Annotated in this window: 20 protein-coding genes; 8 read left to right on the forward strand and 12 right to left on the reverse strand. The window is 49.2% G+C overall.

Annotation, left to right across the window (positions count from 1 at the left end; translation table 11 throughout):
- Window positions 1–88: 88 nt before the first annotated feature.
- Window positions 89–1,294, reverse strand: coding sequence for an MFS transporter (locus FGB90_RS05945; RefSeq protein WP_138809603.1), 1,206 nt, complete (start codon window positions 1,292–1,294; stop codon window positions 89–91).
- Between the two features lie 162 nt (window positions 1,295–1,456).
- On the opposite strand from FGB90_RS05945, the gene yqfZ reads away from it, so the two are divergent.
- Window positions 1,457–1,837, forward strand: a complete 381-nt coding sequence (gene yqfZ / locus FGB90_RS05950) for a protein YqfZ (protein ID WP_138809604.1) — start codon at window positions 1,457–1,459, stop codon at window positions 1,835–1,837.
- 101 nt (window positions 1,838–1,938) lie between these two features.
- The gene (ispG, locus tag FGB90_RS05955) at window positions 1,939–3,066 is read left to right on the forward strand and encodes a flavodoxin-dependent (E)-4-hydroxy-3-methylbut-2-enyl-diphosphate synthase (protein ID WP_138809605.1); all 1,128 of its coding nucleotides are present in this window, start codon (window positions 1,939–1,941) and stop codon (window positions 3,064–3,066) included.
- 150 nt (window positions 3,067–3,216) lie between these two features.
- On the opposite strand, the gene FGB90_RS05960 is transcribed toward ispG, so the two are convergent.
- The gene (locus tag FGB90_RS05960) at window positions 3,217–3,630 is read right to left on the reverse strand and encodes an MFS transporter (protein ID WP_138809606.1); all 414 of its coding nucleotides are present in this window, start codon (window positions 3,628–3,630) and stop codon (window positions 3,217–3,219) included.
- Window positions 3,631–3,740: 110 nt separating this feature from the next.
- Between FGB90_RS05960 and FGB90_RS05965 the strand changes: the two genes are divergently transcribed.
- Entirely contained in the window at window positions 3,741–4,316 is a 576-nt protein-coding gene (locus tag FGB90_RS05965) for a 5' nucleotidase, NT5C type (RefSeq protein WP_138809607.1), read from the forward strand.
- Window positions 4,317–4,924: 608 nt separating this feature from the next.
- Here the strand turns inward: FGB90_RS05965 and FGB90_RS05970 are convergent.
- From FGB90_RS05970 to FGB90_RS05985, 4 genes are read right to left on the reverse strand one after another with little or no spacing between them, the layout of a single operon-like run.
- Window positions 4,925–5,359, reverse strand: coding sequence for a Fur family transcriptional regulator (locus FGB90_RS05970; RefSeq protein ID WP_138809608.1), 435 nt, complete (start codon window positions 5,357–5,359; stop codon window positions 4,925–4,927).
- A 21-nt stretch (window positions 5,360–5,380) separates the two neighbouring features.
- Window positions 5,381–6,217: a metal ABC transporter permease gene (locus FGB90_RS05975; protein WP_138809609.1), complete on the reverse strand. Its 837-nt coding sequence runs from the start codon at window positions 6,215–6,217 to the stop codon at window positions 5,381–5,383.
- Window positions 6,218–6,235: 18 nt separating this feature from the next.
- Window positions 6,236–7,066 carry a metal ABC transporter permease gene (locus FGB90_RS05980; RefSeq protein ID WP_138809610.1) on the reverse strand — a complete coding sequence of 277 codons (831 nt, stop codon included), beginning with the start codon at window positions 7,064–7,066 and terminating at the stop codon, window positions 6,236–6,238.
- Window positions 7,059–7,871: a metal ABC transporter ATP-binding protein gene (locus FGB90_RS05985; RefSeq protein ID WP_138809611.1), complete on the reverse strand. Its 813-nt coding sequence runs from the start codon at window positions 7,869–7,871 to the stop codon at window positions 7,059–7,061. Before FGB90_RS05985 ends, FGB90_RS05980 begins: the two co-directional genes overlap by 8 nt.
- Window positions 7,872–8,171: 300 nt before the next feature.
- On the opposite strand from FGB90_RS05985, the gene FGB90_RS05990 reads away from it, so the two are divergent.
- Window positions 8,172–9,701, forward strand: coding sequence for a Ppx/GppA phosphatase family protein (locus FGB90_RS05990; protein WP_138809612.1), 1,530 nt, complete (start codon window positions 8,172–8,174; stop codon window positions 9,699–9,701).
- Window positions 9,702–9,787: 86 nt separating this feature from the next.
- Window positions 9,788–11,899, forward strand: coding sequence for an RNA degradosome polyphosphate kinase (locus tag FGB90_RS05995; protein ID WP_138809613.1), 2,112 nt, complete (start codon window positions 9,788–9,790; stop codon window positions 11,897–11,899).
- Between the two features lie 181 nt (window positions 11,900–12,080).
- On the opposite strand, the gene FGB90_RS06000 is transcribed toward FGB90_RS05995, so the two are convergent.
- The 4 genes from FGB90_RS06000 to FGB90_RS06015 form a co-directional block, all read right to left on the reverse strand.
- Window positions 12,081–12,803, reverse strand: a complete 723-nt coding sequence (locus FGB90_RS06000) for a lytic transglycosylase domain-containing protein (RefSeq protein WP_138809614.1) — start codon at window positions 12,801–12,803, stop codon at window positions 12,081–12,083.
- A gap of 183 nt (window positions 12,804–12,986) precedes the next feature.
- Window positions 12,987–13,859 carry a metal ABC transporter permease gene (locus tag FGB90_RS06005; protein ID WP_138809615.1) on the reverse strand — a complete coding sequence of 291 codons (873 nt, stop codon included), beginning with the start codon at window positions 13,857–13,859 and terminating at the stop codon, window positions 12,987–12,989.
- On the reverse strand, window positions 13,856–14,617 hold the full coding sequence (locus FGB90_RS06010; RefSeq protein WP_138809616.1) for a metal ABC transporter ATP-binding protein: 762 nt from the start codon (window positions 14,615–14,617) through the stop codon (window positions 13,856–13,858). Before FGB90_RS06010 ends, FGB90_RS06005 begins: the two co-directional genes overlap by 4 nt.
- 346 nt (window positions 14,618–14,963) lie before the next feature.
- On the reverse strand, window positions 14,964–16,319 hold the full coding sequence (locus tag FGB90_RS06015) for an ATP-binding protein (protein ID WP_138809617.1): 1,356 nt from the start codon (window positions 16,317–16,319) through the stop codon (window positions 14,964–14,966).
- A 218-nt stretch (window positions 16,320–16,537) separates the two neighbouring features.
- Between FGB90_RS06015 and FGB90_RS06020 the strand changes: the two genes are divergently transcribed.
- Complete coding sequence (locus tag FGB90_RS06020; protein WP_138809618.1) at window positions 16,538–16,807, forward strand: DUF2624 family protein; 270 nt, start codon at window positions 16,538–16,540, stop codon at window positions 16,805–16,807.
- A gap of 358 nt (window positions 16,808–17,165) precedes the next feature.
- Here the strand turns inward: FGB90_RS06020 and FGB90_RS06025 are convergent, their stop codons facing one another.
- On the reverse strand, window positions 17,166–18,059 hold the full coding sequence (locus tag FGB90_RS06025) for a deoxyribonuclease IV (RefSeq protein ID WP_138810056.1): 894 nt from the start codon (window positions 18,057–18,059) through the stop codon (window positions 17,166–17,168).
- 23 nt (window positions 18,060–18,082) lie between these two features.
- Window positions 18,083–19,402, reverse strand: a complete 1,320-nt coding sequence (locus FGB90_RS06030) for a DEAD/DEAH box helicase (RefSeq protein WP_138809619.1) — start codon at window positions 19,400–19,402, stop codon at window positions 18,083–18,085.
- A 306-nt stretch (window positions 19,403–19,708) separates the two neighbouring features.
- Here FGB90_RS06030 and vrrA point away from each other — a divergent pair, with 306 nt between their 5' ends.
- Window positions 19,709–20,470 carry a VrrA/YqfQ family protein gene (gene vrrA, locus FGB90_RS06035; protein WP_138809620.1) on the forward strand — a complete coding sequence of 254 codons (762 nt, stop codon included), beginning with the start codon at window positions 19,709–19,711 and terminating at the stop codon, window positions 20,468–20,470.
- A 162-nt stretch (window positions 20,471–20,632) separates the two neighbouring features.
- The gene (locus tag FGB90_RS06040) at window positions 20,633–21,127 is read left to right on the forward strand and encodes a CarD family transcriptional regulator (protein ID WP_138809621.1); all 495 of its coding nucleotides are present in this window, start codon (window positions 20,633–20,635) and stop codon (window positions 21,125–21,127) included.
- The last annotated feature ends 77 nt before the right edge of the window (window positions 21,128–21,204 follow it).

Here is a 21,204-nt window from a genome sequence, read left to right on the forward strand (position 1 = left end):
GCGATTTTAAGTTGCTTTAAAGAATTTTGCTGCAGGCCGACGCTTTCCATTCACAGCGCCTTTCACTTCTTGTTGTTTAAAAAACCTTCTACGCTTCCTCTGTAACAGGATCTGTTCCGGTTATCGTGAAACGGAGCCAGACCGCAGCCCCCGCCACCAGAACGAGCGAGCGTGCATACATTCCCCACTCATCAAACATCCAGGCGCTGTAGACAACCGGTCCAAACGCCACACCAAGGAAGCGGACTGTATGATAAAAAGAGACCACCATCCCCCTTTCACTAGATGAGACGGCAAATGTAACGAGCAGGTTACAGCAGGGAAGCAGAAAGCCGATTCCCGCAGCCAGCGTAATCATGTAAATGAGAGTCAGGTAAAACGTATGCCAGACGAGGGCTGCTGAAAGTGGGGCGAGAATGAGGAGGAACCCCAGGGTCAGAAAAGTCCGGATCCTCCCTGCGTCGCTTCCGGTCTTCTTCCCTGCGTAATAGGAAGCAATCGTAAAAACAGTGAGAGGAATCGCGATGATCACTCCTTTCACCGCCCCTCCGAACCCGTAAACCCGCTCTATCTCGTAGCTCAGGTAAACGAGTAGTCCGAACAGCACAAAAAGTGCCGTCCCTCCTGCCACCATAACGGGGATGAGCCACCTTCCCTCACGCCTGACTGCCTCCCCGACTGTACGGAGATAAACAGGGATGCTCATCTGGGGTTTCTGCAGAACACTGCCGGGTATGTAACGTCCGATTCCAAGAAGAGCAAGAAGGGCGAGAACCAAGTAAATCCAGAAGGTGCCTGTCCACAGTATGAGCGCCGCTGCTGCCCCGAGAAGGGGACTGAGCGCTTTCCCAAGCCCGTTAAACACCTCCATTGCCCCCAGTGCCGTACTCCTTTTTTGGCCGGTAAACTGATCACCGATAAACGCCATGGCAAGAGAGGCGGTCCCTCCTGCCCCGATTCCCTGTATAAACCGCCCCGCCAGCAGCCACGCATAAGCAGCCGGGCCGTAAAAAAGGACTGCAATAGCGCATACGGCACTTCCGAAGGCGATGATGGCAAGCGACCAGAGGACGGTCTTTTTCCTGCCTACTCTGTCCGAAATAATTCCCATGAACGGAATCGCCAGTGCAGCCGGCACCGAAAAAACTGTCAGAATCAGCCCGGACTGCACTGTTGTGATATTTAAGTCCACTTCCATCGTCGGCAGGAGGGGAATAAACATGGAGTTGCCGATCACCATGAGAAAAGGAAGCAGCCCCAGCATAAATACGATGATTTTTTCACGTCTGTTCATGGGATGGTCTCCTTTCTCCTGTTAGTCGTTTTTTTCTTTCATCAGCACTATGTATTTGTTCAGGTAAGATCACACCCTCCCCTCTCCGGAAACGTCCGGTTCTAGATCGGGGTGGACAAGCATAGCCTGGATATATATTCCGAATTTCAGGAGGTGGATGGCATGAAGCAGTTTTTCCTATTCAGCCTGGTGGTGGTCCTGGCTTTCAGTGTTTATTATGATCTCACAGAGGGGACATTACCCGACCAAAGCGCCCCGCCTGCTGCCGAACAGCAGGACGAGCCTGCAGGTGAGGCCGTTCCAGCTCCTCAGGAACCTGAAGAACCACCTTATCAGGAAGTGATCGTCCAGTCCGGTCACACCGTTTATACCATCGTCCAGGCCCTTCACCAGGGTCAGGTTATAGAAGCGAATTTCGAGAGAATCGTCACTGATTTTGAACGGTTGAACCCTGAAACCGATGCCCACGCGATTCAGACCGGACAGACGTACCGGTTTCCTCTTTACCCGGATGCATCCAACGCATCGGGACAGGCCCCCTGATTCGAATTGAAGTCCTTGCCAGTATCCTGAAGCGTTGATACAATGTGTGAGGACACTATTTTTCGAATTCTATCCATAATCATAAAAGGGGCGATGATTCAGTGACCCAGATTACCCATCGCAAGAATACGCGCCCGGTACAGGTTGGACCACTTACCATCGGCGGAAACGACGAAGTCATTATCCAGAGTATGACCATGTCCAAAACCCACGATGTTGAAGCAACCGTAGCGGAAATCAAACGGCTCGAGGAAGCAGGATGCCAGGTTGTCCGCGTCGCCTGTCCGGATATGCGTGCTGCAGAAGCGATCCCGGAAATTAAAAAGCAGATCAGCATTCCACTCGTTGTGGACATTCATTTTGACTACAAGCTGGCGCTCAAGGCCATCGAAGGCGGTGCCGACAAGATCCGGATCAACCCGGGTAACATCGGACGCCGTGAAAAGGTGGAAGCTGTCGTCAACGCAGCCAAGGAAAAGAAGATCCCGATCCGGATCGGTGTCAACGCCGGCTCACTCGAGAAACGGATCCTCGAAAAGTACGGCTATCCGACGGCTGACGGTATGGTGGAAAGTGCCCTTCACCATATTAAAATCCTTGAGGACCTGGACTTCCACGACATTATTGTCAGCATGAAGGCATCCGACGTGAACCTTGCAGTGGAAGCCTACGAAAAAGCGGCTCAGGCGTTCGACTACCCTCTTCATCTTGGTATTACCGAATCGGGTACACTTTTTGCCGGAACGGTTAAAAGTTCCGCCGGCCTCGGGGTAATCCTGAACAAAGGGATCGGAAATACCATGCGAATCAGCCTCAGTGCCGACCCTGTTGAAGAGGTAAAAGTAGCCAAGGAACTCCTTAAGACTTTCGGTCTTGCAGCAAATGCAGCTACACTTATTTCATGCCCGACATGTGGACGGATTGAGATTGATCTCATCAGTATCGCCAATGAGGTAGAGGAATACATTCAGCAGATTCATGCACCGATCAAAGTAAGTGTTCTCGGCTGCGCCGTTAACGGGCCGGGAGAGGCAAAAGAAGCAGACATCGGCATTGCCGGTGCGCGCGGAGAAGGCCTTCTCTTCCGTCACGGTGAAATTATCCGGAAAGTACCGGAGGAAATCATGGTCGACGAGCTGAAAAAGGAAATCGACAAGCTGGCAGAGGCACACTACGAGGAACAGCGCAAAAAAGAAGCAGAAGCAGCAGCGGAAAAGGCGAAACTTTAAGTAAAGAGCAGCCTCCCTATTCGGCTGTCCGTGAAGCAGATTTTTTATGTAAAGGGTGCCCCCGCAAGGCCAGAAGCCTCGGGGGCACTCTTTTTTGGTGCTATCCTGTGGAGCCATGTGAGGCTGCCGCTGAAACTTCAGTTCAGGCGGTTAGAAAAACGGTGACATAAACAGACTGATAATAATGGAGAAGGCACCGATACCAATCGCCGTATACCCGAGCGCTGCATGTCCTTTAGCCCGCGTGATAAAGCCGAGCACAATGGCCGCAGCACCAAGGATTACCGGCAGGAAGAAAAGACTGACAAGGGCAAGTGCCACACCAATAGCACCCATCCCTTTCCCGTCATCCTGCGAAGCCGTATCCTCGAAATCCGCTTCCCCATCGTCAGCTTCTCTGTTAAAAGAGCTGTCGGCAAGGCCCGGATTCGGAACGTACTCTGCAGAGGTTTCTTCCTTGTATTCATGGGCCTGGTCGGTTTCACGGTCGTAGTAACCGTGGTCCCGCTCCTCTTCCACAAGCCGCAAATCCGTACGCTCGTTACGTGGTTTGCGTTCGTCCATGATCATCCCCCTCTTTTTCATCGGACGTAGGTTTAGTATGCGACACCAGCTGGGGTCTGACCCGGTTTAAAGGTGTGTAAATAATGGAGAGAACGGAAGGTGAAGTATGTATGACTAAGAAAAATACGTACAGATTCGGCATCGATATCGACGGAACAGTGACCGACCCGGCCACGTTTATTCCGGCAATCAATGAGCACTTTAACAAAACCCTTACTCTTGACGATATAACCCAGTACGACCTCAGCCGGGTGCTCGGCATCAGCGGGGAGGACTTCTGGAAATGGATGCAGGAACACGAAGGCAATCTCTACGCCAATGCCGAGCTTGCATCCGAAGCGAAGAGAACACTCATGGAATGGGAACGCAAGCACGAACTGTTTTACATCAGTGCACGGCATACCCGCTTTACCGATTTGACCAGGGACTGGTTCAACCAGAACGCCCTGCCTTACCACCACATCGAGCTTCTCGGCCAGCACAATAAAATCGACGCAGTGAAAAATCACGACGTCGATGCCTTTTTTGAGGACAAACACGATAACGCCGTCGGGATCGCTGAAGAATGCAAAATTCCCGTTGTTCTCATGAACACTCCTTACAACCAGGACGCTGTGCCTGATTTGGTCCACCGCGTTGACAGCTGGCAGCAGGCCCGCGACACTGTACGGCGCCTTTTTGGATAATCATTGGAAACGCCGCGATTGCGGCGTTTTTTTCTTCGCTGGCCCCGAGGTGTATGCAGGCCTGTTGCATCACTTCGGCTCTTTTTCAATGCAATAATGCGACTGAACGCTCAGTCGCATCACTTTCCCTTCTCTTTTCCGCGTTCTAATACGATAAACGCATAATCGTATCACTTCTCCTCCTCTTTTCCACGTTGTAATACGATTAACGCCCAATCACATCACCTCGCCCCCTTTTTTCAGCGGTATAATATGACTGAACGCTCAATCGCATTACATTCCCTTCTCCTTTCCGCGTTATAATACGATAAACGCATAATCGTATCACTTCCCCTCCTCTTTTCCGCGTTTTAATACGATAAACGCATAATCGTATCACTTCGCCTCCTTTTTTCAAGCGGTATAATACGACTGAACGCTCAATCGCATTACTTTTCCTCCTCTTTTCCACGTTCTGATACGATAAACGCCCAATCACATCACTTCGCCTCCTTTTTTCAGCGTTATAATACGACTGAACGCTCAGTCGCAACCCTGATAATTCCCACCAAACACAAAAAACCGCCCTCCCCCAAGGGAAGAACGGTCCTCCTATAAAATACATCCGGCTACGCTTCAGCACCGCTGCGCTTTCCGCCGCACTCGCCGCAGTATCCGTAAACTTCAAATTTATGGCCCGTAATCGTAAACGAGTCATCCTCTTCTCCGATCGTATCCATCGGGCACGTATCGATGTGCTTTGTTTTCCCGCAGTCCACACAGATCAGGTGATGGTGATGATGATCGGTTGAGCATGCAAACCGGTACTTCTTTTCCCCTTCAAGCTCGGTTTCTTCAAGGATGCCGAGGTCGGCAAACAGACTCAGGTTACGGTAAATCGTGTCGTAGCTGAGGCCTGAATAGGTTCCCTGAAGCGCCTGAAGAACATCCTTCGCTGCAATGTAGCGCTTTTCCCTTGAGAAAAGACTGAGCATATCCTCACGTTTGTCAGTATGTTTGTACCCTTTCTCCTTCATTACATGTAATGCCTGTTCCAGGTTCATACGTACATTCCTCCAATCAGGTTAAGCCAGTCCTTTTCTAAAACGTTTCAGTCCGGCACTCAGAATCAGAATAACAACTCCCGTAACGACAATCATCCCGCCTGTAGCCACGTTCAGATGATAGGAAAAATAAATGCCGCCGATCATCGCCATCTGACCGAACAGAATACCGAGCACAACAACCTGCCGGAAACTTTTGGCCAGCTGGATACTCGCTGCCACAGGGAGCGTCACCATAGCGCCGACAAGCAGGATCCCCACAACCTTCATGCTCATGGAGATCACGAGGGCAATGAGAAGGGAAAAGAAAAAATTAATCCGGGTAACTTTCATGCCGGACGTTTTGGCAAACTCCTGGTCAAATGAAATCGAGAGCAGCTCTTTGTAAAAAGCGAGAAGAATGATCAGAGCGACAATTCCCGTGCCAGCAATAAAACCGAGATCACCGAGGGTTACCGTTACAATACTTCCGAAAAGATAATTATACCATTCATTGTAGGATCCGCCTGACATACTGATCAGAATGGCCCCGAGCCCCACTCCTGAAGACAGGATGATCGGAATTGCAAGCTCCTGAAAATGCTTGTAAATCTGACGAAGCTTCTCCACCAGAAGCGAACCGGCAAGGGAAAAGATCAGTCCTGTGTAAAGTGGATTGATCATACCCATCAGAATGGTGGTCTGACTGAGAAACACCCCCGCGGCAATACCTGTGAGAGTGATATGGGACAGCGCCTCGGAAATGATTGTTATTCGCCTGACCAGAAGGAACGCCCCGAGCAGCGGGCAGATGAAGCCGATAATCAGCCCGGCGATGATGCCCCGTTCCAGAAAGGTCAGCTGCTGTAAAAGTTCCATTTATGTTCACACCTTCATTCAGCCCCGTTTTCGGGTAAGCAGCACGACTGCAAGTAAAATAAATACATTGATCATGACAATGGTTCCGCCTGGTGCCAAATTAAGGTGAAAGGCACTCACCAGACCGGTGATCACGGAAAACTGACCGAAAATAACCGAGTAGATAAACATCTGTTTAAATCCCTTTGCCAGCCTCATGGCAGCGGCAACGGGCAGGGTCATAAGCGAGGATACGAGAAGAATCCCGACGATCCGCATCGATGCGGCGATGACGAGAGCCACCATGACAATAAAAAGAAAATGCAGAAACCGTCTCGGTATGCCGCTTACAACTGCCTGCTCTTCATCAAAACTGAGGTAGAACAGCTCCTTGTAAAACAGCACCAGCAGGATCGTTACCACAATAGTGATTCCGCCTATCAGATGAAAATCAGACTCTCGAACCGCAACGACGCTGCCGAAAAGATAATTGAATAAGTCCGTATTAAACCCGTCGGCAAGACTGATAAAGACGACTCCGATACCGATACCCGCAGACAGGATGATCGGAATCGCGAGTTCCTTATAATACGTGTACACCGTTCTGAGACGCTCGATCATCAGCGCGCCGCCCACCGCAAAAACGGACCCCATGTATACCGGGTTGAGTCCGGCAAACATGGTGTAATGACGACCAAGAAGAAGACTGAAGGCAATCCCCGATAACGTAATGTGCGACAGTGCATCCGCTATGAGCGACAGGCGTCTCACGACAAGAAAAACACCGAGAACAGGCGCAAGAAACCCTACCATGATGCCGGTATATAGTGCATACGTTAAAAAATCATACTGAAAAAAAACACTAATCACGATGCTTACCTCCGTGATCATGGTCATGGCTGTGATCGTGAGGATGATCGTGATTGTGAGTAAGCACCTGAACATCGTGTCCGTACATACGTGACATCATGTCTTCTTCCTGCTCCTCGTACTCCTTCGTATCTCCGTGGAAGTGAAGATGCCTGTTCAGACAGGCCACGTCTGTCACATACTCTGTCATTGCCCCTACATCATGGGTTACGAGGATGAGGGTAATTCCCTGATTTACATTCAGATCCTTGAGCATATCGTAAAAACGATTTACACTCTTGGCGTCCACACCCACCGTTGGTTCATCAAGAATGAGCAGTTTCGGCTTACTCACGAGGGCACGGGCAATAAAGACCCGCTGCTGCTGTCCGCCTGAGAGCTGACCGATATTCGCGTTCATATAGTCTTCCATTTCCACCTGCCTGATGGCGTTACGGACTTCTTCCTTATGTTTTTTCTTTAGAAAACGGAACAGCCCGACCTTCCCGTACAGGCCCATGGAGACAACCTCGAAAACCGTTGCAGGAAAACCGCTGTTAAAGCTGTTCGCTTTCTGGCTTACAAAGCCGATATCGCTCCAGCTGTCGAACCTGGCCAGCTTTTCCCCGAACAGCCGGATCTCTCCTTGATCCGGTTTCAGGAGTGAAAGAAGACATTTGATCAGGGTTGACTTTCCCGACCCATTGGGCCCGACCAGCCCCAGAAAGGAGCCTTCCTTTATCGTGAGGTTAATATCCTCAAGCACATTCTGTCCATTATAGGCAAAACTGAGATCTTTAATCTCAATTGCCGGCTTTTTATTCATACAGATCACGTTCCTCTGACAACCGCGGGTTTCACACTACCCGGGCGGCTGCTTTCTTTAAAAGATCTCCGTGGAAACGCCTGTTGAGCTGCGTTTCCCGGCACCCATTAACCGGGGTTTCCCTGCTGTTTTCTGCGGCAGGAATCATTCCGATTTATACCTTATCCGAGTATACATGAGGCCCCTTTGTTTGTAAACTGAGCAGTGCCGAACACGGTATTTCTCTCCATCCCCCAAAGAGAGTATAATACGGGTAAAGACTACGCCGGAAAAACTTGCCCGGCAGGGATGTGAATAGGTATGAATCAGCAGACAGCCATTATTGACCTGGGATCCAACTCAATCCGCCTTGTCATCTTCGAGATCAGCAGAAACGGCTGCTACCGTGAAATCCAGAACCTTAAAGTCGTTGCCCGCCTCAGCTCTCACATCGACAGTGAAGGTGCCCTTTCTCCTGAAGGGATCGGCATTATAAAGAAAACCCTCGACCGTTTCCGGGCAGTACTCAGGCAGTATAAAGTTACAGAAGTCCGCGGGGTAGCCACAGCTGCCGTCCGTAACGCCGCAAACCGTTCAGAAATTGAAAAACTGCTCGAAAAACAGGAAGGTATGGACTTCAGGGTCCTCTCCGACCGGGAAGAGGCATTCTACGGCTACCTTGCCATCGCAAACTCCACTGATATCAACGACGGAATAACGATCGATATCGGCGGGGGCAGCACGGAAATCACCGTGTTTCAAGACCGGAAAATGAAACATTTCCACAGCTTTCCCTTCGGTGCCCTGACACTGAAAAAGCGCTTTATAAAAGAAGATCGCCCAACTTCAGGCGAACTGAAGGAACTGAACCGATATCTAACCTCCTCTTTCCGCTCTTTCCCGTGGCTGAAGAAGGCTTCCCTCCCCCTTGTCGGGATCGGGGGGAGTGCCAGAAACATTGCCCTTGTGCATCAGAACGAGATTAATTATCCCCTGGCCGGACTTCACCAGTTTAAGATGAGCCCTGGAGAGGTGGACGGGGTTTTTTCAAGACTGAAAAAGCTCCCATTGAAAAAACGGCAGCAGGTCGACGGATTGTCAAAAGACCGTGCAGATATTATTCTTCCTGCCATTTACGTTATTTCCTCTCTTCTTTCCTATACGGAAACAGAGAGTTACATTGTCAGCAGCAAAGGTCTTCGTGAAGGGGTCTTTTTCGAGTCCCTGTTAAAGGAAATGGAAACAGATCTTTTTCCGGATGTAACGGAGGAAAGCTTCTATCAGCTGAGCCAGGATTACAGCCTGGACGAAGGGCATCACCGGCACATTTCCATACTCGCAGCCTCTCTTTACCGCGGCATGATGAAAGCATCGCGGGAGGAGGTGTGCAGGGAGGATCTGCATCTCCTCCACCTTGCAGCAAGAGTGTTTTATATCGGCGAGGCTGTCCATCCTGAAGCCAGGTCCCAGCATACTTTCTATCTTCTCACCAACCAGTCCATTGACGGCCTATCCCATTCACGGAGGCTTGCTGTTGCCCTGATTGCTTCTTTTCGAAACCGTTCTCTTTTTAAACAGTACGCCGCCCCCTACAGAAACTGGGTCTCCAAAAGCGAGCTTTCCCGATATGAACAGCTCGGAGCCGTCCTTCGCCTTGCCTATGGCCTTGACCGTTCCAGGCTGCGTGCTGTATCTAATGTCAGCCTCATCCCGGGAGACCCAGGCAGGCTGACACTGCAGATGGACACAGATAAGGAAGCCTACTTTGAAGAGTTTCATGCACAGAAATACAAAAAACATGTAGAACGCGCTTTCGGCAGAAAAATTGATATTTCGAGCAATCGTCACTAATATTTCCATTCAGGACATGAAATTAACATCAGCTTTATATTCACCTGCTACACTGAACACAGTATTCGTTCAGGATGGTGATAACCATGACAAAAAATGCAGTGGAAGAGGTGAACGTGAACGTGGACCTTCACAACCCTTCTTTCTATAACAACAGGGAACTGAGCTGGCTCGGTTTTAACCAGCGTGTTCTCGAGGAAGCCGAGGATGACGGGAACCCTCTCCTCGAACGGCTGAAATTTGCAGCTATTTTCAGCAGTAACCTCGATGAATTTTTTATGGTGAGGGTTGCCGGTCTCAAAGATCAGGTTAAGGCAGGCTTTAATAAACCGGAAAACAAAGCCGGCCTCACTCCGAAACAGCAGCTTGCCAGAATCAGCGAAAAAAATCACCTTCTCACAAGCCGCCAGGATCAGCTTTTTACGGGCACACTGATTCCGCAGCTGAACAGCGAAAATATCCATTTTCCCGGCATAGATGATCTTAATGATGAGCAGCTGACTTATATCGAAAAGCGATTTGACCAGTATATCCTGCCCGTTCTCACGCCAATGGCAATTGATGCCTACCGCCCCTTCCCCATGCTTCTCAATAAAAGTCTGAACCTGGCTGTCGTTCTGCGCGGCGAGCGGGAGAAACTGGCTATTGTCCAGGTCCCTGCTGTACTGACACGCTATATCCAGGTACCGCCGTCAGACGGGAAAAAGACGGAATTTGTCCTGCTCGAAGACGTTATAAGCCATTTTATCGGCCGGCTGTTCGCAGGCTACAAGGTGAAATCGGTCTCCCCATTCAGAATCACGCGGAACGCAGACCTCACTATACACGAAGAAGGAGCGAGGGATCTGCTTCGTGTGATCGAAAAAGAACTTAAAAAGCGGAAATGGGGCGCTGCAGTCCGACTTGAAATGCAGAAAGGAAAAATGGACAGCAAAGTACTCTCCTTTTTAACCAACGTTCTTGAGATTCACCATGGGGATGTATACGAGACAGACAGTCCTCTCGACTTATCGTTCCTGTTTTCACTCTATAACCTTCTCGCACCTGAACACGAGCACCTTGTCAACGAAACCCTCATCCCTAATCCTCCTGCAGACCTCGTTGAAGAGGAGGACATTTTTGAAGCGGCACTGAAACAGGATCTGTTCTTCCACCATCCATATGAGTCATTCCAGCCGATCGTGGACTGGATCACCCGTGCGGCCAGAGATCCTGCAGTCCTCGCCATCAAGCAGACGCTCTACCGGGTCAGCGGGGATTCGCCCATTATCAATGCCCTGGCTGAAGCTGCGGAACAGGGCAAGCAGGTAACGGTTCTGGTGGAGCTGAAGGCCCGCTTTGATGAAGAAAACAACATTCAGTGGGCCAGAAAGCTTGAAAAGTCCGGCGTTCACGTCATTTACGGGATCACCGGCCTGAAGACACACAGCAAAATCACGCTGATCGTCCGACACAACCATGGTAAAATCGAACGTTTTGTGCATCTTGGCACCGGTAACTATAACGACTCCACTGCAAAACTGTACACGGATATGGGAATGATCACATCGGATGAAGCTTTCGGGTACGATGCAACGAATTTCTTCAATCACCTGAGCGGCTTCAGTAAGAAGCCAAAGTGGAAAAAGATCCATACCGCCCCGTTCGGCATCCGTGACGAGTTCATCCGCCTGATCGACAGTGAGATCCGTTATCAGAAAAAGCACGGGAACGGCCGGATTATTGCAAAAATGAATTCTCTGACAGACAAACCGATCATCCTGAAACTGTATGAAGCAAGCCGTGCTGGAGTAAAAATCGATCTGATCGTCAGGGGAATCTGCTGCCTGAAGCCCGGAATTCCCGAGGTGAGTGACAATATCACAGTCCGTTCCATTGTGGACCGCTTTCTTGAACACAGCCGGATCTTTTATTTTCATCAGAACGGCAAGGATGCCACCTACCTTTCTTCTGCTGACTGGATGACCCGCAACATGGAAAAGCGGATCGAGATCCTCTTCCCGATTGAAAGGGGCAGCATTAAAAGACGTATTCGCGAAGTACTAGAGATCACGCTTGAGGATAACCGTAAAGCACGGATCCAGCTGGCGACCGGAGAATATACAGTCCCCCGACGGGACACTGAAGAGCCCCCGGTCCAGAGCCAGCTTGTCTTCCACGAACTGTCTTCAGAGATTGCTGACTGCGGTGATGACTGAACCGGCACGCAGAAAATGCCTCCCCGAAAATGGGGAGGCATTTTTATATTTCCGGACTGTTTTCGCTGTTTCGCTGTGTTGACCCGGGTGTTCGCTATGTTCAACGTCTTTTTCGCTATGTTTACCAGATCCGAATAAACCAAAAGAGCCCCCTGATCGGGAGCTCTTCCAGTACCGTCTTTTATCTGTAGGCAGTCATATTACCAGTATTTTCTGCATTTTCCTGGATCTCAACCGCATACCAGCTGCGGGCATCCCCGTTTTCCTCAACATAGTTTTCCATACCGTAGATTCCCCGGTGATAGGCAGTTAACGCCTGATCCCAGTCCCCGTAGCGGCTGTAGAGAAAATCAAGGTAAACGACGCTCAGCTGAATGGAATAGTACGGATCAAACAGCAGTTCATCTTCATAGGAAAGATCGGCCATATCCGCAATCCACGGCCCTGTGTTTTTCATAAACTGGGCCAGTCCGTAAGCATGTCCGTACTGCGTTTCCGGACCGACTGTTTCAGGGTCGAACGTATCGCCGGTTTCCACACGGATCAGCTCGTAGACAAGAAACGGATCGATGTCTTTTTTCTGTGCCTCAAGGGCAAGAAACATGGCCCATTCCTCTTCAAAACGGCCGTCACTGTCCTCATACATGTGCTCAGCAGCCTTTTCAGCCTCCTGCCATGCATCATAACCCGCAACTTCATAACCTTCAGGGAGATGATCGATGTATTCTTTCATACTTTCGGATTTTTCTTCAAGAAGCTGTTCCTGTTTCTGTTCTTTTTTTGCCTGTTCCAGCTCGGCTGTCTGCTCTTTTAACTTCATATTCTGCAGTGTCAGTGTAACTGAAACAACAGCTAACGTGAGCAGGGCAGCACCTGTAATATATTTAAGTTGATTTCGCTTCATAGTCTGTTCCCTCCTGTGAAAACAGTACGCACCAGTGGCACAGCAACATATATTACGCGATAACCAGATTATTATCAAGGCTTTTTGGCTGGGAGATTGTTTCCAGTAACCATTCCCGTCCACTTATTCAATTGAAAAAAACCACTGCACCTTAAAACGGCACAGTGGTCTACTTTAATACTGTTATACTGACTGGTCAGCTGTTCTTGAACGGAAAAATCGAAACACGAGTCCCTGTTTTGGCGAGAAGAAAAATGCCAGTGCAAACAGTGCCGAAGCGACAAGGACTATGGACGCTCCAGAAGATACATCATACACGACGGAGAAAAACAGTCCAGCCACCGCTGAAATCACTCCGAAGAGAGCGCTCAGACCAAGCATGACCGGAAAACGGTCCGTCAGCAGGTACGCCGTTGCTCCCGGCGTGATCAGCATGGCAACAACCAGGATAATCCCCACCGTCTGAAGCGAGGCCACCGTTACAAGAGAAAGAAGCAGCATGAGCATGTAGTGAATGAATTTTACCGGCAGCCCTGTAGCTTTTGCCATCGTTTCATCAAACGTGCTCAGGAGCAGTGGACGGTAAAATACAAACACTGCAAGCAGGACGAAAAGTCCGATTCCTGCAGTAATGTAAAAATCGGTTCTCCCTACAGCCAGTACATTACCGAACAGGATATGCCAGAGGTCCACGCTGGATCCTCTCATCGTGGTAATCAGCACCACACCGAGAGCAAACATGGCTGTAAAGGCAATCCCTATGGCCGAATCCTCTTTTATCCGGCTGTTCTGTGAAATGTAGCCGATGGCAAGAGCAGTTAGCACTCCCGTAATTACGGCACCGATAAAAAAGTTCATTCCGAGCATATACGCAATAACGACGCCGGGCAGTACAGCATGGGAGATCGCATCCCCCATAAGAGCCATACCCCTCAAAATGATGTAACACCCGATCACTCCGCAGATCACACCAACGGCGATCGCAGCCATGAGCGCGTTCTGTAGATAAGGGTACCTGGCTACCTGGTCAGCGAAACTGATAATCTGTTCTATCATTGACTGACCACCACCATACCGTCTTTATCGTCCAGTACAGCAGCACTCCCCTGGTAGGCTTTTTTCAGAAATTCCGGTGTATAGATCTCTTTTACCGCCCCGGCCCCGATCAGTTCCTGATTGAGAAGAATGAGGTGATCAAAGTACTTCTCCACCTTGCTCAGATCGTGATGGACAACGAAAATCGTTTTCCCGCTGTCCCGGAGCTGATGAAGCAGACGGACGATGATTTCCTCTGATTTAATGTCAATGCCTACAAACGGCTCGTCAAGGAAAAACACGTCTGCGTCCTGGGCAAGGGCCCGGGCAATAAAAACGCGCTGCTGCTGACCGCCCGAAAGCTCCCCGATCTGCCGGTCGGCAAACTCGATCATACCCACTTTATCCAGGGCCTCTTCCGCTTTTCTGCGGTCTTTTTTCGAGCTTCTGAGCCGGTACCACGGGATGTGTGCATAACGCCCCATCAGCACGGCATCTTTTACACGAACCGGGAAGTCCCAGTCGATCATATTCCTCTGGGGAACATAGGAGATCTGCTTCCGGAAGGCCTTTACGCTGCTGCCGAACAGACTCACTTCCCCTTTGGAACGCTCAAGGCCGAGAATCGCTTTTATCAGGGTCGATTTCCCTGCACCGTTTGGACCGATGACCCCGATCAGCTGTCCTTTATCTACAGAGAAGTTAATATTTTTTAACGCAAGGTGGCCGTGATAATGCACTGACAGCTCACGAACATCAATGGTATCCTGTCGTGCCATTGAGAATCCCCCTTTTTTAATCTTTATTTCACTCGGATGCAAATTATATCATCCGTAATATATGTGCCTGTAACAGCAATGGTTCCCATATCACTCTAAAAGTTGTACACCCATCAAAAAGTTGCACGAAGTAAACTTTTTAGCTTCGACTACAATTATAAGCCCTGCACGGATATTTGGCAATCGTCAGACAACCTTCCGGACCGGGTAAGTTTATTTTTTCCCTCTCTGCAGTTCCGGTTTCGGGCCCATAGTCAGCGGTCTGTCTTTTTTCACAGCAAAAAAGCCGCCTCCTCCGGGAAATCCCTTCCCCGGTGAGACAGCTTTCAATTCGATTCAATCTGACCTAAACCATTGGCTCATTTCTGCTGTAAAGCGGAAGTGATATTGTAATCTTCGTGCCTTCCCCTTCTTTACTTTCCACAGTAAAAGTACCTTTATGTTCCTCAATAATCCGTTTGCAGAGCGGAATACCGATCCCTGTTCCTTTATCCTTGGTAGTAAAAAAGGGCTTTTCGATTTCTTCCAGCACTTCAGGAGGCATCCCCGGCCCATAGTCTTCCAGTGTGATAATATACCGGGTTTCTTCAGCTGCCGTCATCATCGTAAACTGTTTTTCACCATCCCACCCCTCATATGCCTCAATGGAATTACGGAGAACATTGAGCATAACCTGGCGGATCATCTGGTCGTTTACAAACAGATACCTGCGTGAATCTTTAATGGCAAATGAAAAATCGATATCGTGCAGAAGAGATTCCGAGCGGAAAATCATCAGCATTGATTCCATCAGCTCGGATGGATTCACTTTTTTCTTATCGATCTTTTTACGTGACATACTGAGAAAATCCTCAATTATGACATTCATTCTGTCAATCTCTGAGGAAATAGTTGAATAGTACTTATTAAGACTGTTTGACAGCTTTGAAAGCTGTATAAAACCTTTAATAACAGAAAGAGGATTCCTCAGTTCATGGGCCACCCCAGCGGCGATCTGGGACACACTTTCCATCTGCTGTTTATATGTAAGCAGCTGCTCAAACCGGTGCTCCACAGTCTCATCTTTTATGAATACGCACATTTCCCCCGGATTCATGAGGCTGCCGTGCACAGTAAGGCGAATCTCATCTTTCTCAAAGACAACCGTGGCATTCCGGTTGTTCTGATCCACGATATCATGAAGTTTTGAAACCGTCTCATGAAAGGGAAAACCTTCACTGAGCTCTCCATCTGAACTTTCCAGCGGCTCCTCAATTCTTTTAAGAAGGTCGGCAAAAAGAGTGTTATATGTCCTGATTCGTTTATCGCGGTCTACAACAAAATAGGGGATTGGAAGCTGACGCAGGGTCTGATTTAAAGCAGGCTCTTCCTGGAGTTCCCGTGCTTTGACCATAATGCCGTCCGAAAGAGGCAGTCCCTCACAGCGAATGTGTCTCAATTCGCCCTGGTAAAAAACCCGGAAACTTTCTGTACGATTCTCTCTTCCTCTGGATAGTTCATAAAGATAGGTCTGAAACCGGTCCGCTTCTTCAGGCTCAAAAAGATGATAAAACGTCTCAGCATCCACCCTGCTGCGGTAAACCGATGGCAGCGTTACAGATACGAGTGTTTCATCCTGATCAAAAACAAGCAGCCATTCAGAGGAGATTTCTGCGATCGTTTCCATAATTTCTTCATTATCCGCAAGCGTATGACTGTCCATAACGTTCCCCCATTTCGGCTCTGAATACCGGTTCTATTTCCATTACCGATCCGTTCCTTTGTAAAAAGTATACTATAAATTGGGAATGTTTTCTTCCTTTTTTCGAAAAACTTTTACACGCATCCTTTCGGCCCGGGTAAAAAGACCACGCGTACACAGAAACTCATTTGTGCCCCCCGCATAGGATAACAGAGCAGAAACAAAGGAGTTGAACGGAGATGAACCCCGTAATCAGGCAGATGATTAATCAGAAAATCAATTCCCTGGACATAAAGGAATTGATCCGTCTCAGCAAACAGTATCAGATTCCCCTCACAGTAAAACAGGCAAAGCAGATCATGACAGTTCTGAAAAAGGAGCCTATCGATGTAGGAAACAAAAAACAGCTGCAGCGGCTGCAGAACGACCTGAAAAAAATCGATCCTTCTCTCTACAAGAAAGCCGAGAAGATCCTCGAACCCTATAAGGATTATATTGACTGGCCCTGACTTTTCCGGGAACCGGTTCTCTGAACGCATAAGCTGTTTTCGGAAAGATTGTTGTTTTATTCCGCTGCAGGCGGACGCTTTCTAATTAATGTCGTTAATAGCAGCACTCTGTACGAACATTCCTTATCCAGAAGGGATCCTATTTGTTTAAATATCCGTTGATTGTTCAAAAATCACGAGACGCCTGCGGGAAAAGCAAGGGCTGAAGATCCGCCGGGGCGCTCTATCCCGGCTAGCTGAAGCCTTGCCCGCGGCAAGCGAGTGTATTTTTGAACAATCAACCTTTAACAAGAAAAGGCTCTCACCGATAGTGAGGGCCTTTCTTATCGGCCTGGTTTTGTCCCAGCCTCTGTATTCATTAAACACTCATGATTCTTTCTTTAAGATCCTCTTCAAAGCTGCCGTTTTTAATCATCTCAATTTCGAATCTGTACGGTGCTTTTTTGTTCTTTTTATCCGTACCAACATACGGGGTTTCAAGGATTTTCGGAATCCGGACGAATGCATCATGGTTAATGATACGGGTTAGGGCGTCAAAGCCGATATGTCCGAAACCAATGTTTTCGTGACGGTCCTTACGGGCGCCGCGCTCATTTTTACTGTCGTTCACGTGAAGAACCTTCAGACGGTCAAGCCCGACAATCCGGTCAAATTCATCGATGACGCCGTCAAGGTTTTCCACAATGTCGTACCCTGCGTCGTGAACGTGACACGTATCAAAGCAGACGCTCAGTTTTTCATTATGGTTTACGCCGTCAATGATTTTTGCCAGCTCATCAAAACTCCGGCCGCACTCGGAACCTTTACCTGCCATTGTTTCAAGGGCAATCTGAACATCCTGCTGGGGATCCAGGACTTCGTTGAGTCCTTCTATGATCTTCTCGATCCCTTTGTCAGCTCCCGCCCCAACATGGGCACCCGGATGCAGGACAATCTGTCTCGCACCGATCGCTTCGGTCCGGTCGATTTCGCTTTTCAGGAAATTTACGCCCAGTTCAAACGTCTCGGGTTTCTGTGAGTTGCCGATGTTAATGATATAAGGTGCGTGAACGACGATATTGTCGATACCGTTTTCTTTCATATGTGCCGTTCCGGCTTCGATGTTAAGGTCCTCAATCGGCTTACGCCGTGTATTCTGCGGCGCACCTGTATAAATCATAAAAGTGGTAGCCCCGTAGGACGCCGCTTCCTCACTTGAGGCAAGCAGCATTTTCTTCCCGCTCATGGATACGTGTGATCCGAGTAGCATAATCGTCACTCTCCCTTTGTGCTTCTCTACTTTCTTTTAGCCCGGTTGTTCCGCTTCTGCTCCAGTCTCCGCTGGCGCTTCTGTTCCTGTTCTTTCTGCTGCTGGAACTTCTTTTTATATCCGGGCTTTACTTTTTTCGGCTTTCCGGTTTTCAGGGTAACCTCAGTGGATTCCGCTTTCCCCTGCTTTTTCCGGCGGCGCATTTTCTGTTCAAGTTCCACCCATTCTCCTTTTTTCAGGTCCTTATGGAGGAATTTGATTCCCTGGCTTTCAAGCTTCTCAACGGCTGCCTGGTCATGCCGTCCTGCAATCGTTGCGGCAATTCCGTCCCATCCGGCACGTGCCGTACGTCCGACACGATGGACGTAATATTCAAGCTCTCGCGGCAGCCCCACGTTAATGATGTGGCTGATCCCTTTTACATCGATGCCCCTTGCAACAAGATCCGAAGCAATCAGGTACTGAACCTCTGCGTCACGGAGCTTTTTCATTACTTTTTTCCGTTCACGGGGGGAAATCCCGCCGTGCAGTTTTTCGGCGTTAAGGCCCTCGGCAGCGAATACGGCGAACAGCTCGTCCGCTTCTTCCTTCGAGTTGGCAAAAATAACGGCCAGAAACGGATTAAATGCAGTCGCCACTTCCAGTGCCAGCTGATTAACGTCACGATCTCTGTCGGGAATGAGCCAGTGCTCGATTTTTCTCGGGGAAGCCTGCTTCGGCTCCACTTTCACATGTTTCGGGTGCTTCATATATTTACGGAGAAACGGCTGCAGTTTTTCAGGGATGGTAGCAGAGAACACCATCATTTGTAGATCTTCCGTCATTCTGGCACCAACCTGGTCCACATCTTCAAGGAAGCCCATATCGAGCATCTGGTCTGCCTCGTCCACTACGTACATGGAAGCCTGATGGACATCCAGGGCCTGCTCTTTTACCATGTCGTGAATACGTCCGGGTGTTCCCACTGCGATGTGCGGTGGATTTTTCAGTTTATCCACCATCCTGCTGCGGTCGGTTCCACCAGTAACAAGCTTTGCAGTAATTTCTCCATCTGTATGGTGAAGAAGCTTCCCGAGCTCTTCAAACAGCTGACCTGCAAGTTCACGGGTCGGAGCTGTAATGACGGCCTGTACGTGGTTTTTCTCTGGATCAATACGATCCGCAAGAGGAAGCAGAAAAGCGAGTGTTTTGCCTGTCCCGGTCTGGGACTGGCCGATAACATCCGATCCGTTGCGAATCGCCGGGATCAGACGTTCCTGAATTTCCATCGGCAGTTCGATCTGCTGCTGTTTAAGTGCTTCAATAAGAAACGGCTGGAGGTTGAATCGTTCAAAATTATGTTTCATAGTCGTGTTCCTTCTTTCTTTTGCGCTGTCCTGTTTTTGCCTGGGTACCGCAAATCAGCTGCACAGCGTTCTTTTATAAAAATTGCCCTGCAGAAATAAAGAGCCGCCCGGCAAAGGTATATCAGCAGATTCCTCTGATCAGAGGATAATAACCTGTTCTTAACAGAGTTAGAGCTTCATACACTAATTATACATTTTAACATGGACAAGGCCCGTTGCGCTATAAGCACCTTTGCGCCCAGTCACTTCCTTCCCCTGTGCATATAACTAACAGGAGAAGACTTTGTATGCGAAAGGATGAGTGGCATGTTCGGTCCACGCCCTTTACCTCCTTCTAATCAGAATCCATTTGCCATGTTCCCCGGGCGCGCCATGCCCGGAGGTGGCTTTAACCCTGCCCAGGGTATGAGGGCCCCTATGGGCGGAGGCTCCATGTTCGGACCCGGCAGCGGCGGGCCAATGGCCGGGGCGGGCGGCTCCCCGTTCGGTGGCGGCGGCTCCATGTTCGGCCAGGGCATGCAGCAGGCCGGCGTGAGATCCGGAGGCGGCCTTTTATCACGCCTGTTTGGCGGCGGCTCCGGGGCAGGAAGCACGATGGGCAACCTCGGCGGTACTGCAGCTTCTGCCGGATCAGGGGCAGGAGGAGGTCCACTTGCTTCCCTGACAAATGCCTTCAGCAGTGGCGGAGGCGGCATTAACTCGATGCTCGGTTTTGTACAGAACGCACAGAAAGCGGTTCAGGTCGCCCAGTCTGTCGGTCCCATGGTCCAGCAGTACGGCCCTCTTGTCCGCTCTCTTCCCCAGCTCATGTCGATCATGAAATCAAGTGACGATGACACCGGAAGCGAAGATGAGGAAGATCTCAGTGAAGAAGACGAGGATCATAAAGTTGAAATAAACCAGTCTGCTGTGGCAAAGGAGAATCACAAGGCTGTAAAAAAACAGAGCAGTTCCTCCGAATCCACGGGAAAGAAAAAACGCAAAGCTCCGGTACTGCGCTCACAGACCAGGAGCAGCAGCTCCGGGAAAAAAACAGCCGGGACACCGGGTCCAAAACTTTACCTGTAAACCTGGAAAACCCTATGTTTCATGAAAAATCAGTTTTGTACTAAAGACTGATTTTTCTTTCTTTACTTATTGTTATTGACGAAACTTCCGTCCCGTAGTAAAATTTTTATTTTCCATTTTTTTGTGGTAAAATACCGGTATAACAGTAATGGAGGAATGTATATGTTCAAAGTCGGCGATCACGTTGTTTACCCGTATCATGGTGCCGGAACGATCCAGGATATCGAAGAAAAAGATATTCTGGGAGAAAAAATAAATTACTTCATTGTGTTCTTCCCGCTTAACCACGTTACACTTATGCTGCCGGAAAACCGCGTTGAGGAGTCCGGACTCAGAAAAGTGATTGAAACCACTAAAGTAGATGAGCTGGCAACTGCCCTTAAAACCGCCGAAGCACCGGCTACTAAAAAGGAAGCCGCCCGTCCATATTCGAAGGAAAATGAAACCCTTCTTAAAACAGGATGCATTATGGACGCCGCGAGTGTTATTGCCAACCTTACTTCCAAGGAAGGAGAGCGGACAAACGGTCTACATATGGAAGACCGCAAAAATATGGACCGCGCCAAGCAGTTTATTGCAAGCGAGCTGATGCTTGTAAACAACATTTCCGAAGAAGAAGCCTACGACTTTATTTCAAAAAATTCCCAGGGAGCCTGATGCCCCCTTGAAATCAATGTCCTCCTTTTCCGGAGGACATTTTTGCTGTTCTGCTCTTTTAAGCTGTAAACAGAAAA

Source organism: Alteribacter natronophilus (assembly GCF_006007885.1).
In the GTDB taxonomy this organism is placed as follows: domain Bacteria; phylum Bacillota; class Bacilli; order Bacillales; family Salisediminibacteriaceae; genus Alteribacter; species Alteribacter natronophilus.

Excerpts from the sequence above, each read along its gene's own strand:
- FGB90_RS06005 (WP_138809615.1), bottom strand. The coding sequence starts at position 13,859 with ATGATAGAACAGATTATCAGTTTCGCTGACCAGGTAGCCAGGTACCCT.
- FGB90_RS05975 (WP_138809609.1), bottom strand. The coding sequence starts at position 6,217 with ATGGAACTTTTACAGCAGCTGACCTTTCTGGAACGGGGCATCATCGCC.
- FGB90_RS06040 (WP_138809621.1), top strand. The coding sequence starts at position 20,633 with ATGTTCAAAGTCGGCGATCACGTTGTTTACCCGTATCATGGTGCCGGA.
- FGB90_RS06010 (WP_138809616.1), bottom strand. The coding sequence starts at position 14,617 with ATGGCACGACAGGATACCATTGATGTTCGTGAGCTGTCAGTGCATTAT.
- FGB90_RS06000 (WP_138809614.1), bottom strand. The coding sequence starts at position 12,803 with ATGAAGCGAAATCAACTTAAATATATTACAGGTGCTGCCCTGCTCACG.
- FGB90_RS05990 (WP_138809612.1), top strand. The coding sequence starts at position 8,172 with ATGAATCAGCAGACAGCCATTATTGACCTGGGATCCAACTCAATCCGC.
- vrrA (WP_138809620.1), top strand. The coding sequence starts at position 19,709 with ATGTTCGGTCCACGCCCTTTACCTCCTTCTAATCAGAATCCATTTGCC.
- FGB90_RS05965 (WP_138809607.1), top strand. The coding sequence starts at position 3,741 with ATGACTAAGAAAAATACGTACAGATTCGGCATCGATATCGACGGAACA.
- FGB90_RS06030 (WP_138809619.1), bottom strand. The coding sequence starts at position 19,402 with ATGAAACATAATTTTGAACGATTCAACCTCCAGCCGTTTCTTATTGAA.
- FGB90_RS05985 (WP_138809611.1), bottom strand. The coding sequence starts at position 7,871 with ATGAATAAAAAGCCGGCAATTGAGATTAAAGATCTCAGTTTTGCCTAT.
- FGB90_RS05945 (WP_138809603.1), bottom strand. The coding sequence starts at position 1,294 with ATGAACAGACGTGAAAAAATCATCGTATTTATGCTGGGGCTGCTTCCT.
- FGB90_RS06020 (WP_138809618.1), top strand. The coding sequence starts at position 16,538 with ATGAACCCCGTAATCAGGCAGATGATTAATCAGAAAATCAATTCCCTG.
- FGB90_RS05970 (WP_138809608.1), bottom strand. The coding sequence starts at position 5,359 with ATGAACCTGGAACAGGCATTACATGTAATGAAGGAGAAAGGGTACAAA.
- FGB90_RS05995 (WP_138809613.1), top strand. The coding sequence starts at position 9,788 with ATGACAAAAAATGCAGTGGAAGAGGTGAACGTGAACGTGGACCTTCAC.
- FGB90_RS06015 (WP_138809617.1), bottom strand. The coding sequence starts at position 16,319 with ATGGACAGTCATACGCTTGCGGATAATGAAGAAATTATGGAAACGATC.
- FGB90_RS05960 (WP_138809606.1), bottom strand. The coding sequence starts at position 3,630 with ATGGACGAACGCAAACCACGTAACGAGCGTACGGATTTGCGGCTTGTG.
- yqfZ (WP_138809604.1), top strand. The coding sequence starts at position 1,457 with ATGAAGCAGTTTTTCCTATTCAGCCTGGTGGTGGTCCTGGCTTTCAGT.